Below are 12,294 nucleotides of genomic sequence, written 5' to 3'. Positions count from 1 at the left end.
GGGGGCGTTCTCTTTATTTTTCTAAACCCACTTAAGCCCATTAACATCTATTAAAACCATAGATTTTTCGTCATAATCATTTTTTAATTCAACTTCTTTTTCCTTAACCGATATATTGTTATACCAGTGTTCCAAACTTGCATATTTTCCTGTATGGATATTGAATGGAAGTTTAATATCTAGCAGTGGTAATTTTGCAGTAAAAATTTCATCTCCATGTGGAGGCACTGTTTCATAATGAAATTCTATCTCACTCCCATAATATGCAACCACCGCCCCTTCACAGCCGATGCTTTGAGGAATACCCTCCTCAGCTACTAAAAATTCCATTGTGTTCTCCTTGTCTTTTATTTAATATACTCCTACCAGCTCTTTCCAAAAACTAAGGCCACTATCAACAACCATACTTCTCATCATTTCTACAAATTCTTTTTCATCTTTCTTCCAAACAGCATATTGAGCAGTTCCTATCGCTCTTATAAATTCTCTAAAATCGGAAGCAATAGGTATTATCTCATCATAACTCATATCACTTGTAAATGCGTATATTTTCCCCGATTTACATTCTAGTAAAATAGTATAAGGATCTCCATTTGCAATAATTATTAAACCCTTCTTATGTAATACCTGATAATCCTCATATTCCAGATTACGGTTCAACAGCCAATTAAGGCTCATTTCATCTCCATATCCAAACTGGTAGCTAAGAAAACCAAAATTCCCCCAGTTATAACTTAAAATATTCTCAGTAAATACGAAATCTAAATACTCTATTTCAAGTTCAGATTTTAATTTTTCAATCTCAGACGGAGAAATTTCTTTTTTACTAAGAATAATTCCATCAGTTATTTCAGCATCAAGTCCTTCTGTTTCTTCCAGTATTGAAGATATTATCTCATCTATTGTTAATAATTTCATCTATAATTCCCTCTCCAACTTTATTTTGGCCTTCCATTATATAAAACTCAGTTCCGCAGACTAATCCGGAATAATCAACCTCTTCATACAGTGGTACAACCAGGCTTTTTACTAAAGTCTCGAAGTCCGCCTTCTGCCCTTCAATAAAACAAATACCCAGATATCTTGTATCTGTTTTTATCATAAAATGAGGACGATATTTCCCATTACTCAAATCAGGTGGTAAGCTTCTCTTTCCTCTATAAAATTTTACAGTGCAGACCAAAGTGAAATCAAAATTATCATACCGTTCCATATTAATCTCCTATAGCTTACTGTTTTACTCATAAAACAAACTAAAATTTATCCCCAATTATTCACGAAACATCTTGTGAAATATCGTAATTAAGCCACAGGCTTGAAATTAGGATATTTTACAAGATGTTTGGTAATATCACCCCATAGTCACAGACCGAAAACATTTTATCCTACTTTACTATGCGAAATAAGAGGTCTGTGACCTATGGCGTGAATAGTTGGGGTTTATTATTTCTTTTTAGCCACAAAATAATATCTATGAATTTTCCCCTTAATTACACCTTCTTTATCAAGGATTTCCTGTGCTTTAAAAAGGTTATCCTGATATTTCTCCACTTCAAAACCCGGAAATTCCCAATCAATAACTCTGGCAAACCAAACCAGTGCACCTACATCATAAAACTCTATCGGTCTGTAGACTTCATCTTCTTCCACAATATCAAATCCGTTATCAGCAAATTCCTGTCTTGCAATATTTAAATAAGCTTCCGGAAACGGAATTTCAACATCACCTATCAAAAGTTCTACAAGTTCTCTGTCATTTTCTGCACCAACCTGCTGCGTAAGAAATACTCCTCCGCTTTTAAGAGTTCTTTTAATCTCATTTATATTATATTTGCCATGTCTGTTAGTAATAATGTCAAAGTAGTTATCTTCAAAAGGAAGAATATCTCCACCGTCACATGCTTTAAAATCTATTCCTAACGGAAGAAGTCTGTCCTCGCATATTTTGATGTTTGGTTCATATCCTTCAATCGCAGCAGTATGTTTAGCGTTTGCCATAAAAGACAAAAGAAATTCGCCGCCTCCGGTTTCCATATCCAATAAATAATCTGTATCATTTAAATAGGATTTTATAATGTTTTCAAAATCCCATGGAAGATCATCCTCTTCTTTATATCTTCCTCTAATATGCGAGAAATCCCAACCTTTAATATGAGCTATTTCCTGCTCATGCAACCATTGATTTATAAGCACTTGTTTTTCCATTTTTTCCTTTCATTACCATAAATATCAGTATATGTTTTATCCCTCAATATCAGCCGACAAGAGTCCCTTCTTAGGGCTGCCGCAAACCGTTATGCTATGTCCAAAGAAAAGGTCATCATCATCAAAATAAGCCGTAAATGAACCGCCAGATGTCATCCAAATCAAATTTAGGCTAATTCTTTTTGCAAAACTTTCTTCTGTAATTTCAGCAGCTTCTTCATCAGATTCTGCCCATTCACAGGCAAGTTTGGTAAGCTTCTTTGCAGCAAAACTGCGCAGGTCTGCATCCCATTTTTCCTGTTCTGACACCATTGTTTTCAGAGCTTTTTTAGCCTTTGTTATTCCTGATTTATTATCCTTGTCTACATATAAGGAAATATGTACCTTGCCACCAAGCCAAGCTATGTTCCCCTCAAAACTTTTAATTTGCTTATCATAAGTCAATTCACCCAATACATCATCTTGCAAAATTATCGGCTTTCTATACTCTGCAAGTATTTCTTCAAGTTCCGGACAAGCTACGTTTTTTTCAAGAACTTCCACAACTAAAAAATGGTTTTTTATCGGCAATGCACCGTTTGGAACTTCCTCTGGCAGTTTTTCACGCACTCTTAATTTGTAAATGGTTTCATCTTCAAAATGGTATGGAAGGTTCTCTTTGTCTGTAACAGGAAATTCAATCCGCCCTTCTTCTTTGTGAAGCTCTCCTGTTTCACAGTCCACATAGGCTAAGAAATACTCATCCCATTCCCAAAAACCGTTTCTAAGGCTTCCACCGCCACCTTCATGTCTTAGAACAATAATCTCTCTTTCTTTTTTCTCAAAAGAGTCTTCCCATTCACTCTGTGTCATTTTATTTCTGCGTCTCATGTATTCAATTAATTCCATTATTTTCCTCCGATAAAATCCAATCATCCATTAACTGAAAAATGCTCTAATTTTTCTAATTTTTCATCTAAAAATTCAAACTCAAATATATGCCAGTCATCAAAGGTCTGGTCACAATAGCTCACAGTTCCCTGATTATAGTCTATAATAGGTTTTCCAAGATTAGTCTTCACATCTTCCCTACTGATATCCCCATACATTTCCCTAAGGTAAGGTAGCATAAAATCAATTATTTTATCAAAATTATCTTTATATTTCTTTGATAAAATTTTAACTATGTTTATATCTTCACCTTTCGGCTCCTCATCCCAAGAAAAAATCAAATCATCACAACTGTAAACATATTGCTGTAAGCTTTCATCAAATTCCATTTCTTTCTCCAATCAATCCCAAACAATTTCAAAACAATTATAATTTTCAGGATACATAATTATTCCTAAAATCATAGCAGGCAATCTTATTGACTACCTGCTATGTATTAAAGTTATAATAATTTAACAGGCAACAACATAAAGCTACGCTTTCAGTCCTTTAGCCTATTTAATAACATCATATAATGTTTCTGTCCAATATGTCGTCCGGAACGCTGTAGTCCATCAATACAATCTTTAACTTCATCAGATGTAAGTTCCTGTTCTTCATATGCTGCCATAAGTATGCCTATCGTACCAATAATTTTATGTCCCATCTCAACTGATACCTTTCTTCCTTTTGCCTCATCCATCAATAACAAGTCTGCCTTTAATTCATCTGCAAGAACAATTGCTTCACTCTCTCCCTGATCAAGTCCTACTGCCCTTTTTAATATACCTACTGATTCAAAATTATTTACAGCTTTTACTAAGATAAACTTCTTGTTTTTAATCTGATTAGCTTCCATCTGAAAACGTTCATCCACTGTCAACTCGTTGAATACAGCTTCTGGAATCAAAATTTTTCCAAATAATTTTTCCAGTAAATCCAGTCTGCTTATTTTAAGAAGTGATATTAGTGGCGTTGTATCGGAGACAACAATCATACCACAGCCTCCTTATTTTTAAGCTCTCTGAAAGTATTCAATTCATCATCCAAATCATCCTGTATTATGTCAAAGTAAGAATAGCCCAACTTATCATACAGATCAATTAGTTCTGACTTTCTAATTCCAAGAATTTCTGCTGCACGACCATGTGATATTGTTTGATTTAATATATATGGATATAGCAACAAAGCATTTCTTGTAAGCTCTGATTCAGGATCTATAACTTCCAGATATTTTGACATTCCTACCGGAACTTCAATGGTTATAGTTTCTGTTGTTACCATAATGCCACATCCTTTCCCTATCCCTAATATAATTATTTCTTTTCCTTAATTATAGCTATTTTTTCTACTTTATACAACTAAAATCAAACCACTATCTAGACTCTCTATCCTTCAAACAATCTGTCAACAGTAAAATGCTGTAGGTTTGCTTACTTGATAACAATCCAACTCCCTGATTTCTTGGCACCGGTTCTCACAAGCAATCCTTTTTCCTGTAATTTCTTCAAAGTTCTCTCAATAGTACGCTTTGTAACACCAATTACAATTGACATATCATTTGCTGTAGAAGCTGGATTTTCAAGCAAATGGAAAATAACCCTCTTTTCTGTTGTATTTAAACCGACATTTGTACCGATATTTGTACCGACATTTATTCTTTTAGTGGCAACACTGAGTACATCCTTATCATACGGAATAGTAACTATAACATAGGAATCACCAATATCAAAGGCTTCTTCACCATATTTTGATAAAATTACCGGAATTCCATGACCTGTATGCTCTGTGAGATTCATATTCAAGAAAATACGCATCAGCATATCATTTCTCGGTCTACTGATACCCCTGAAGAACTGCTCTTTAGTTTGCCCTTTTGGAAGCCCACCATGTGATAAAATTTCAATTCGATCACTAAAAAAAGAAATCAGCGGCTGAGAACTATTCCAATCATTATGTACTAGTGCATTGATTACAGCCTCATTCACGCTATCAAAATCAAACAAGAAACGATCTACACGAGGTCTTACTGTTGTATCCACCACGCATATATTTTCCGCAGCAATACGATTCTTAATTTGCTCATAACTAAAAAGCAGGCACTGATTTCCATAGTCGTTTCGTTCTGATACGGATGTTTTATCAGTTCCTTGAAACTTCACAGTAATAAGAGGAATCATGTTTTTATCAGACAATAGTTCTGCCAAAAGATTGTATTCTCCATTTGGAGTCCTAAGATTGAGATTTGTTTCAAAAGAAGAATCATCTAAATGATAACCTTTCTCTGTATAATATATCTTTAATGTCTTAAATGATATAGAACCATACTTTGCCTGAATGACTGTCATAAGATCTGAATCAATAAAATTCTTCTCATAACGAACATGAATCTGTTCTGATGTCATATTTTTGCAAGTTGTTCCAATTCTCATTACACATCCTGCAGATGAAAATCCATATTTTTTCTGACAATATAATGGACTTACTCCTTTTTGCACATGTACAACAAAAAGCATCTTCCCCTCATCATATCTGATTTCAGAACTTATAATAGACTGCGGATTTGGTTCAATTTGATCTGTGATTATATCTGATATCTTTTTAGATATTTCATCAATATTATTTAAACCAACCACCTTTCCATTATCATCAATACCAATAATAATATCTCCACCATTTGTATTCAGAAATGCCACAATTTCTTTACATATTGTATCAGTAAATTTAGCTTTCAACTCCAGTACTTCAGATTCAATATATACCATGTTCATTCCTCCTAGAATGTTTAACAAACTCATATACATCTGAGGCTGTACGCTTCATTTCAATCGAACCCAAAGCTCCCAAATCATTCATATAAATAGTATCATCAGAATCTTTTTTTATAAAGAAAGCCAAGTCACCATCCTGTCCAATCATAAAAAAATCCGGCTCCCATTCTTCTATCTGATAAGTAGTATTTCTTTCTACCAAATCCTCCTTTGAATATAAAATGATACCGGTATTCTCTATTATAAATTCTCCATCCTCTCCCATTTCTGATAAAAACTTATCATATAAAGCAGGTAGTACAAAATCTATCTGATTATTCATTGTAAAAAACTCCTTCATACCTTCATTTTTATATTCCAATTTTTCTCAATTATACTCCCCTATTAGTCCATTGTTTATTATTCCGAATTATTTATAACCTTTTCCCTGCCTAAATACCGGTGGCCAGTATGGAAGTGGCTTAGCTTCATTTTTAATTTTAAAATCACAATAGTCCCCATCTTCAAAACAGGTATGCTCACGAAACAGCGGTATCCCCATTACTCCAAGCATAACATAGTCCAGATTGCAAAGATAAGGCATATATTCTTCATATCCGTACTTTTTTGCGAAGTTTGCTAAAGGGCAGGCAATATTATGGAAACTGAAATCATATCCCTCTTCAGGCGGAATTTTAGTTTTTGTCTTAAAACTGTCGGGATACTTCAATACATTTGTTTCATTTTTAGCATCTTTTTTTAAGAACATTTTATTTAGCAGTTTAGTATTTTTTGCAAGTTTTCTAAATATCTTACGGACAATAGGAGACATCTTATATGCAAGCCGTTCATAGGATAACACCATTAATTTTCCGATTTCATCAATACCGGTTCCGTATTTTTTTAATACCTCTCCCATAGCAACAAAGCAATATGCCCCTGTCAGATTGCGGGTACCGCTTGCCTTATTTCCTCCAATATATGGAAATTTATCCAGTAATTCATTCTCATAATATGTCCATATTTCTTCAATCATTTCCTTATACTTCTTACCACTTGCTTCCTCAAGCTCATCCGATATTAAAGACAGCATTTTGTTCATGTCTTTTTTTAGTTTAGCTTTGTTCTTAGCGTAGTATTCATGCATAACTTCCTCCTTGTCCTTAAACCGAACAATCCTAAATGAAATTTCTAAACCCGGTTATAACCTCTAAGCTTATACTCTTTCATATCATTATTTGTCCATTCATTTTCCTGCTCATATCCTACATTACATAAATTTATGGTTATCATTATCCCAATTTCTATACTTCTTCTTCGCTTAATTCTCTAAAATTAGAAATATGATACCCAAAATAACATTTCCCCAATTTACCTACAAATATTCCATGCTCCTTCATATTGGCAATCTCGCCCAGATATATCATAGGCAGGTCACCATAAAACGGATACTCACCAGTTACCTCTTCTCTGATTGTAACCAAAGTTTTTTCTCTTAACTCGTTCATAATACCGTCTTCCTTAATTCCTTCAGTTTATAAATTCATAGTATAAAAATACTATGAATTCTCAAATTTTGCCCAATCAGCAACTGATTCAATAATCGGTATCAGGCTGTCTATTTCAAATGTTTCCTGCACATAAGGATCAGAATACCCATCTGCTATCATTATACCTCTACATCTAATATGAGCCTTACTATCCTTTATTTCAAGTACTTCCAAATCATACGAAACCATTGGTTCAGATTCATAAATATAAAATGTATCTTCTCTGTCATCACATTCTTCTACTGTAGTTACACTGAATTTTTCTCCTACTAATCCTTCTACTGAATTTTTATCTGTGTCTATCGGATTGATACAAATAGCAGGAGCTACTCTTTCATCACCAAAATTTCCTTCTTTAAATCCAATATCTACTGACCATGATGCAGGATCATCTTCCTTAAAAAACATCAGACAACTCTGTCTGTCTGACAGATTATCCTCAAATGAGTATTTTTCTCCTATTTTAAGCATTTTCTATCTCCTCCTGCTATCTTCCCAATTTCCATCTTCATAATATTTCTTCGCTTTCTAATATACTGTCTATATCCAAAAACTCTCCATTCACATCCGTAATCTGTCTTTTTTCATCATCTGTCAGATTTTCTATAAAAATACACCATTCATCTGGATATCCCCCGACAAATTCCATTTTAGGCATATCTCTCTGACTCGGATTTTTAATCCACAAACAAAGCTTTTCGTTTCCCCAAAATCTGGTTAAAATTAGGCTTTGACCTTTATATATAACTTCTTTGTTTTTCATTTCCAATGACCGTCTCCCTTACAGTTAAACCCCTTTACAGTACATTACTTATTCTTAATTTTCTCTCTAATCAATTTATCCAGATATGTTTTATCTACACCAAGCAGGTCAACTGTATCTTTTCCGTTTTTGTAATTATAACATCTAAATTTAAGTTCATCTTCTGTATTATAAAGAGTGTTTATGCCATAATAATCACCATTATCAGTATCTGCATAACCCTCAATGACCAACTCATCAACTAACTTAAGTGTATTTAATTCAAAAACATACCATCTTTCCTCTGTAGTGGAAAATATTCCAAATGAGTCATTTATTCTCCATACATTTGATAAAGTATCATTTTCAAATATGTGATAAGTTTCTCTTGTCTTTATTTGAAAGTCTTTATTAGATATTTTATAAAAAACTCCTGTATAAAAATCTGCAAACAATGCATAATCATTATTAATATCAAAGACATAGGTCTGGTTCCTAGAAAACTTATGTATTGTTATAAATTCGTTATCAGCCAATGTAATACAAAAGTCCCTAGAACCGTCTTGCCCTGCTGTCAAGGATACTATTACCTTGTTTTCATCAGTCAGATTCTTGAAGTACAACTCTGAGTCAATGAATTCATCTTTCAAGTTGGTGTAAGCAATTTATCTCCATTATTATCCAAAGCCATAATGCAGATATCTTCCTTACTTTTCCGACAGGCTATCCAAATGATATTATTTGCATAGGACTTGTGCCAGCAAATTAGAGTACCTTCCTTCTCAAGACTAGCTTCAATTTTCCTATTCAAACCTTGTTGTTTATTATTTTCAGTAAAAAAACTGGATTTGTCCTTTGTATAATGATGAACATAAATCATATTATTCCTCATACTCTCCCAATTCTTCTTTTTTTTACTACAAATTTTTCAATAATTAACTTTCTCCACAAATCCACATAATATTTTTTTCGATAATCTAATCTTACACTTATTTACAACTTGATTGTAGCTAATTGTTTTCTATATTCTTACGCTTAATGAAAGTTTTAAACCATCCAACTACAGAAGCAGCCGTATAACCTATCGTATAATTTATGAATATATCTCTATATGCATTGGCTGCAAGCGGTTCCCTAATCCCTGTTACCCAAATATAGACAAGCACAAGCAGAAGTGTAGGAACATATACCACGAGAGACTTTAGCCAATAATTTCTAAGCTTCAAAGTTTTAACCAAGATATATGCAAGGGTGATAATAAATACAATTATAGCTCTATCCAATTCATGCCAATTTCCATTAGGATCTTCGTAATATCCATTTAAAAGATATAACACGCTATTAGAGATTGTCGCAAATGTGTATAACGCGGAATAAAGAAAAACCGCCTGCTTTAGCCAACTGTTCCATATAGATTTCATTACTCTTCCTCCATAAAATTAAATTTTTCATTCGTCCCTAACATCTACAAGTACAGCATCTTCCAAAGAAAAATAATCGTTCATATTACTGCTAAATCCGTAATCCTTCCACGCCTGTTCAAAAGTTATATCCTCAAGATTACTTAGATATACAAAGGTCGTGTCTACAATAGCATTAGGTATTCTACCACTTATTTCAAGACAATTTTTATAGGTATAATTACCGCAAGTCCAACTACCATCACTCATTTCACTATAGGTTTTGCGATTTCCTTCTATTGTTTTCTTTACAGTAACTTCTTCTTTACAGCCTGTTATATTAAATATCAAAATCATACAGGTTAGTAATATAATAACTCTTTTCATAAATTTACCCCTTTAATTTTGGCTTATTTTTACTTGCAATGTATATATGTCCTATTCCAAATATTATACCAAGTATAATCAATAGAGTATATGTCATTGTTATTCCACTTAACAGGAACAAACAAGTGCCTATCACTGCCAATGAAATCTTTTTCCAATATGCTTCCCTGATAAAATATAATATCCACAGTATCCAATAAAGAATAAGCAAAATAATATTTCCAAAAAGATAAACTAATAATGCCTCAATAGAATCAAATCCCAACTCACCCATTCCAAAATCAAATACCATAAGAAAAATACAACCATATTGACCAATTTGTTCCAAAACTTTCATAAACTTATTGGTATTTAGCTTTTGATAATTTTTTACTTTAACCTTGTAAATAATATTTGGAATAAGAAATAACACTATAATTATCAGTCCAAATACATTCATCCAACCAAAATTTATTTTACCTGCTAGAAATATGCTTGTTGGTTCGTTTGAACCTCCTATTAATAATAAATTGGTTAACATTTTTCTCTCCTTTTATTCATAAAATGATGTTTTATAAATGTTTCACATGAAACATTTTATTTTTGTCTTTTAAATCCGGAAATAATATAAACACATTTTTCCAATTTAACACCTCTTCAAATTCAAATTTACAATTTCAAATAATAAATATAAAACTATAAATCAATATCTATTTCATACTCATCATCAATAAGTACATAATTAACCTTGTGTTTTTTTGCCTCTGCCAACATCTGTGCATTATCAGCCAACACAGTATCCAAAGTGCACCATTCATCATTTATACGAGTTTCAATAACATTAGCATATCTTTTTATATCGGATAAATGATTTTTTATGTATTTCTCACTCATTATAAGGCAATAGTATCTTATATTATCCAGATACTCTTTTTCAAAACTGTCTGCCCATGAAAATGAAATATAACAACCCTCAACAATAAGATTTTGCTTATTTTCTATAGCAGTTTTTATTATCCCACACACAATTGGCCACAAATATTTTGTAAGTTCCCTGTCATCACTCATCGGAGTTAGCTCCGTATATCCGCTTCGAATCAAACCCATTTTTAAATGGTCGATAGAGAAATACGGATATTTATATTTTTCAAGCAATTTTTGAGCAAGTGCTGTTTTTCCTGTGTGTGATGCACCTGTAATTAAAACAATCATTAATCTCAACCTCCTATTTCTCATTCTCTTTTACAAACACATACTATTATAAATATTTTTCTATTTCTATAACTTTGAATTTATAAAACTCTACGCAAATATATCATATCAACCAATTTAACCCCTTCTTCGTATATTGGATGATTATAATTATCTGTAAAAAAATTTTTGATAATATGTGAATGAGAAAATCCACACTTTATATAAAAACCAATAGTTGCAGGACTATCCCCGGTACCAACTTGTAATATGGAAAATTTATTTTTATATTTATTAGCAACAAAATCAATCAGGCTTTTGCCATAACCCATCCCCTGAAACTTTGGATTAGTGGCAATATTTTTTATTTCAAGAATCCCATTTCCCTCATCCGTGACTACACATTCAGCTTTAACACCGTTATCTTCTAAAATATACATTGTTCCCCTATTGATATATTTATCAATCATATCTTCCTGCTCATCAGCAAGAAACAGAAGCTCCATATACTGTTTTTTATTTTTACTAATTTCCAATATTTTCATAATTCTATCCTACAGTATTTTATTTTTAACTTTTATAAAATGATGTTATCTTATTCAAACCATTTTACTTTCATTATAAAATTAGCAGCATTTTTATATCCTGCTTTATTGTAATATTTTTCATGTAATTCATCATTTACTGCCTGTAATTCTACGCAATAAGCCCCCTTCTCTTTAACTTTTGTCTCAATCTCTTTTAACAGTATGCTTCCAAAACCTTTATGCTGATAATCAGCAGAAATAATAATTTCTTCCAAGGAATATCCTACAATATCATCATACTGTTTAAAATATCCCATAGCAAAACCAATTACAATATCTTGTTCATTTTTCATTATTAATGAGAAGGAATCAATCATAGATAATACTTGTTGAATCCTTTTTTTGCTGTTTTCTCAGTCCAGCAACAGTTTTCATAGTTATTATAATAATCAATATATAACGTCAAAACACTTTCAATATCATTCAAATTCATTTCTGAAATATTCATACTCTGCCTCTACAACTTCAAATTTATTAAAACAACAAATGATAAAATCAAACATTAATTTCATAATCGTACTATCAATAAAATGTTTCACGTGAAACATTTTGTTGATATTTTCAAAAAAAGGTTGAAGTCAATTTTTAACCTAT

General features: G+C 32.3%; 22 protein-coding genes. All 22 read right to left on the bottom strand.

What is annotated here, in order from left to right; genetic code table 11:
- Window positions 1–21: 21 nt before the first annotated feature.
- The 22 genes from ACTTKP_RS05700 to ACTTKP_RS05595 all read right to left on the bottom strand — a co-directional run bounded on the left by ACTTKP_RS05700 (window position 22) and on the right by ACTTKP_RS05595 (window position 12,035).
- A complete protein-coding gene (locus ACTTKP_RS05700; RefSeq protein WP_442552938.1) occupies window positions 22–330 on the bottom strand; it encodes a hypothetical protein in 309 nt (102 codons plus the stop codon).
- A 21-nt stretch (window positions 331–351) separates the two neighbouring features.
- Window positions 352–918 (bottom strand): SMI1/KNR4 family protein, encoded by a 567-nt coding sequence (locus tag ACTTKP_RS05695; protein WP_442552937.1) that lies wholly within the window; start codon window positions 916–918, stop codon window positions 352–354.
- Window positions 896–1,213 carry a hypothetical protein gene (locus ACTTKP_RS05690; protein WP_442552936.1) on the bottom strand — a complete coding sequence of 106 codons (318 nt, stop codon included), beginning with the start codon at window positions 1,211–1,213 and terminating at the stop codon, window positions 896–898. The genes ACTTKP_RS05695 and ACTTKP_RS05690 overlap by 23 nt, the downstream gene beginning before the upstream one ends.
- Before the next feature lie 230 nt (window positions 1,214–1,443).
- On the bottom strand, window positions 1,444–2,205 hold the full coding sequence (locus tag ACTTKP_RS05685) for a class I SAM-dependent methyltransferase (protein ID WP_442552935.1): 762 nt from the start codon (window positions 2,203–2,205) through the stop codon (window positions 1,444–1,446).
- 36 nt (window positions 2,206–2,241) lie between these two features.
- On the bottom strand, window positions 2,242–3,093 hold the full coding sequence (locus ACTTKP_RS05680; RefSeq protein ID WP_442552934.1) for a DUF2262 domain-containing protein: 852 nt from the start codon (window positions 3,091–3,093) through the stop codon (window positions 2,242–2,244).
- Window positions 3,094–3,116: 23 nt separating this feature from the next.
- Window positions 3,117–3,464, bottom strand: coding sequence for a hypothetical protein (locus ACTTKP_RS05675; protein ID WP_442552933.1), 348 nt, complete (start codon window positions 3,462–3,464; stop codon window positions 3,117–3,119).
- Between the two features lie 152 nt (window positions 3,465–3,616).
- Window positions 3,617–4,111 carry a DUF3368 domain-containing protein gene (locus ACTTKP_RS05670; protein ID WP_442552932.1) on the bottom strand — a complete coding sequence of 165 codons (495 nt, stop codon included), beginning with the start codon at window positions 4,109–4,111 and terminating at the stop codon, window positions 3,617–3,619.
- On the bottom strand, window positions 4,108–4,398 hold the full coding sequence (locus tag ACTTKP_RS05665; protein WP_442552931.1) for a hypothetical protein: 291 nt from the start codon (window positions 4,396–4,398) through the stop codon (window positions 4,108–4,110). The genes ACTTKP_RS05670 and ACTTKP_RS05665 overlap by 4 nt, the downstream gene beginning before the upstream one ends.
- Window positions 4,399–4,547: 149 nt before the next feature.
- Entirely contained in the window at window positions 4,548–5,879 is a 1,332-nt protein-coding gene (locus ACTTKP_RS05660) for an RNA-binding domain-containing protein (protein WP_442552930.1), read from the bottom strand.
- Window positions 5,866–6,207: a hypothetical protein gene (locus ACTTKP_RS05655; RefSeq protein WP_442552929.1), complete on the bottom strand. Its 342-nt coding sequence runs from the start codon at window positions 6,205–6,207 to the stop codon at window positions 5,866–5,868. Before ACTTKP_RS05655 ends, ACTTKP_RS05660 begins: the two co-directional genes overlap by 14 nt.
- A gap of 87 nt (window positions 6,208–6,294) precedes the next feature.
- A complete protein-coding gene (locus ACTTKP_RS05650) occupies window positions 6,295–7,011 on the bottom strand; it encodes an L-2-amino-thiazoline-4-carboxylic acid hydrolase (protein WP_442552928.1) in 717 nt (238 codons plus the stop codon).
- A 157-nt stretch (window positions 7,012–7,168) separates the two neighbouring features.
- Window positions 7,169–7,372 (bottom strand): hypothetical protein, encoded by a 204-nt coding sequence (locus ACTTKP_RS05645; RefSeq protein WP_442552927.1) that lies wholly within the window; start codon window positions 7,370–7,372, stop codon window positions 7,169–7,171.
- A gap of 51 nt (window positions 7,373–7,423) precedes the next feature.
- Complete coding sequence (locus tag ACTTKP_RS05640; protein WP_442552926.1) at window positions 7,424–7,885, bottom strand: hypothetical protein; 462 nt, start codon at window positions 7,883–7,885, stop codon at window positions 7,424–7,426.
- 37 nt (window positions 7,886–7,922) lie between these two features.
- On the bottom strand, window positions 7,923–8,177 hold the full coding sequence (locus ACTTKP_RS05635; protein WP_442552958.1) for a hypothetical protein: 255 nt from the start codon (window positions 8,175–8,177) through the stop codon (window positions 7,923–7,925).
- Window positions 8,178–8,221: 44 nt separating this feature from the next.
- Window positions 8,222–8,734 (bottom strand): hypothetical protein, encoded by a 513-nt coding sequence (locus ACTTKP_RS05630; protein WP_442552925.1) that lies wholly within the window; start codon window positions 8,732–8,734, stop codon window positions 8,222–8,224.
- 68 nt (window positions 8,735–8,802) lie between these two features.
- Window positions 8,803–9,048, bottom strand: coding sequence for a hypothetical protein (locus tag ACTTKP_RS05625; protein ID WP_442552924.1), 246 nt, complete (start codon window positions 9,046–9,048; stop codon window positions 8,803–8,805).
- A gap of 118 nt (window positions 9,049–9,166) precedes the next feature.
- Window positions 9,167–9,577: a DUF6608 family protein gene (locus tag ACTTKP_RS05620; RefSeq protein ID WP_442552923.1), complete on the bottom strand. Its 411-nt coding sequence runs from the start codon at window positions 9,575–9,577 to the stop codon at window positions 9,167–9,169.
- Between the two features lie 27 nt (window positions 9,578–9,604).
- The gene (locus tag ACTTKP_RS05615) at window positions 9,605–9,943 is read right to left on the bottom strand and encodes an immunogenic protein (RefSeq protein WP_442552922.1); all 339 of its coding nucleotides are present in this window, start codon (window positions 9,941–9,943) and stop codon (window positions 9,605–9,607) included.
- A 4-nt stretch (window positions 9,944–9,947) separates the two neighbouring features.
- Window positions 9,948–10,463, bottom strand: coding sequence for a hypothetical protein (locus ACTTKP_RS05610; RefSeq protein ID WP_442552921.1), 516 nt, complete (start codon window positions 10,461–10,463; stop codon window positions 9,948–9,950).
- A 155-nt stretch (window positions 10,464–10,618) separates the two neighbouring features.
- Entirely contained in the window at window positions 10,619–11,134 is a 516-nt protein-coding gene (locus ACTTKP_RS05605; RefSeq protein WP_442552920.1) for an adenylate kinase, read from the bottom strand.
- A gap of 80 nt (window positions 11,135–11,214) precedes the next feature.
- Complete coding sequence (locus ACTTKP_RS05600) at window positions 11,215–11,658, bottom strand: GNAT family N-acetyltransferase (RefSeq protein WP_442552919.1); 444 nt, start codon at window positions 11,656–11,658, stop codon at window positions 11,215–11,217.
- Window positions 11,659–11,708: 50 nt separating this feature from the next.
- The gene (locus ACTTKP_RS05595) at window positions 11,709–12,035 is read right to left on the bottom strand and encodes a GNAT family N-acetyltransferase (RefSeq protein WP_442552957.1); all 327 of its coding nucleotides are present in this window, start codon (window positions 12,033–12,035) and stop codon (window positions 11,709–11,711) included.
- Between the last annotated feature and the right edge of the window lie 259 nt (window positions 12,036–12,294).

The organism is Catonella sp., assembly GCF_052169795.1.
In the GTDB taxonomy this organism is placed as follows: Bacteria; Bacillota; Clostridia; order Lachnospirales; family Lachnospiraceae; genus Catonella.
Note: the sequence above shows the minus strand (reverse complement) of the source record. Positions and strands in the feature narration are given on the sequence as shown.

What these genes read in the sequence shown, in the direction of transcription:
- ACTTKP_RS05700 (WP_442552938.1), bottom strand. Translation starts at nt 330, where the DNA reads ATGGAATTTTTAGTAGCTGAGGAGGGTATTCCTCAAAGCATCGGCTGT.
- ACTTKP_RS05695 (WP_442552937.1), bottom strand. Translation starts at nt 918, where the DNA reads ATGAAATTATTAACAATAGATGAGATAATATCTTCAATACTGGAAGAA.
- ACTTKP_RS05690 (WP_442552936.1), bottom strand. Translation starts at nt 1,213, where the DNA reads ATGGAACGGTATGATAATTTTGATTTCACTTTGGTCTGCACTGTAAAA.
- ACTTKP_RS05685 (WP_442552935.1), bottom strand. Translation starts at nt 2,205, where the DNA reads ATGGAAAAACAAGTGCTTATAAATCAATGGTTGCATGAGCAGGAAATA.
- ACTTKP_RS05680 (WP_442552934.1), bottom strand. Translation starts at nt 3,093, where the DNA reads ATGGAATTAATTGAATACATGAGACGCAGAAATAAAATGACACAGAGT.
- ACTTKP_RS05675 (WP_442552933.1), bottom strand. Translation starts at nt 3,464, where the DNA reads ATGGAATTTGATGAAAGCTTACAGCAATATGTTTACAGTTGTGATGAT.
- ACTTKP_RS05670 (WP_442552932.1), bottom strand. Translation starts at nt 4,111, where the DNA reads ATGATTGTTGTCTCCGATACAACGCCACTAATATCACTTCTTAAAATA.
- ACTTKP_RS05665 (WP_442552931.1), bottom strand. Translation starts at nt 4,398, where the DNA reads ATGGTAACAACAGAAACTATAACCATTGAAGTTCCGGTAGGAATGTCA.
- ACTTKP_RS05660 (WP_442552930.1), bottom strand. Translation starts at nt 5,879, where the DNA reads ATGGTATATATTGAATCTGAAGTACTGGAGTTGAAAGCTAAATTTACT.
- ACTTKP_RS05655 (WP_442552929.1), bottom strand. Translation starts at nt 6,207, where the DNA reads ATGAATAATCAGATAGATTTTGTACTACCTGCTTTATATGATAAGTTT.
- ACTTKP_RS05650 (WP_442552928.1), bottom strand. Translation starts at nt 7,011, where the DNA reads ATGCATGAATACTACGCTAAGAACAAAGCTAAACTAAAAAAAGACATG.
- ACTTKP_RS05645 (WP_442552927.1), bottom strand. Translation starts at nt 7,372, where the DNA reads ATGAACGAGTTAAGAGAAAAAACTTTGGTTACAATCAGAGAAGAGGTA.
- ACTTKP_RS05640 (WP_442552926.1), bottom strand. Translation starts at nt 7,885, where the DNA reads ATGCTTAAAATAGGAGAAAAATACTCATTTGAGGATAATCTGTCAGAC.
- ACTTKP_RS05635 (WP_442552958.1), bottom strand. Translation starts at nt 8,177, where the DNA reads ATGAAAAACAAAGAAGTTATATATAAAGGTCAAAGCCTAATTTTAACC.
- ACTTKP_RS05625 (WP_442552924.1), bottom strand. Translation starts at nt 9,048, where the DNA reads ATGAGGAATAATATGATTTATGTTCATCATTATACAAAGGACAAATCC.
- ACTTKP_RS05620 (WP_442552923.1), bottom strand. Translation starts at nt 9,577, where the DNA reads ATGAAATCTATATGGAACAGTTGGCTAAAGCAGGCGGTTTTTCTTTAT.
- ACTTKP_RS05615 (WP_442552922.1), bottom strand. Translation starts at nt 9,943, where the DNA reads ATGAAAAGAGTTATTATATTACTAACCTGTATGATTTTGATATTTAAT.
- ACTTKP_RS05610 (WP_442552921.1), bottom strand. Translation starts at nt 10,463, where the DNA reads ATGTTAACCAATTTATTATTAATAGGAGGTTCAAACGAACCAACAAGC.
- ACTTKP_RS05605 (WP_442552920.1), bottom strand. Translation starts at nt 11,134, where the DNA reads ATGATTGTTTTAATTACAGGTGCATCACACACAGGAAAAACAGCACTT.
- ACTTKP_RS05600 (WP_442552919.1), bottom strand. Translation starts at nt 11,658, where the DNA reads ATGAAAATATTGGAAATTAGTAAAAATAAAAAACAGTATATGGAGCTT.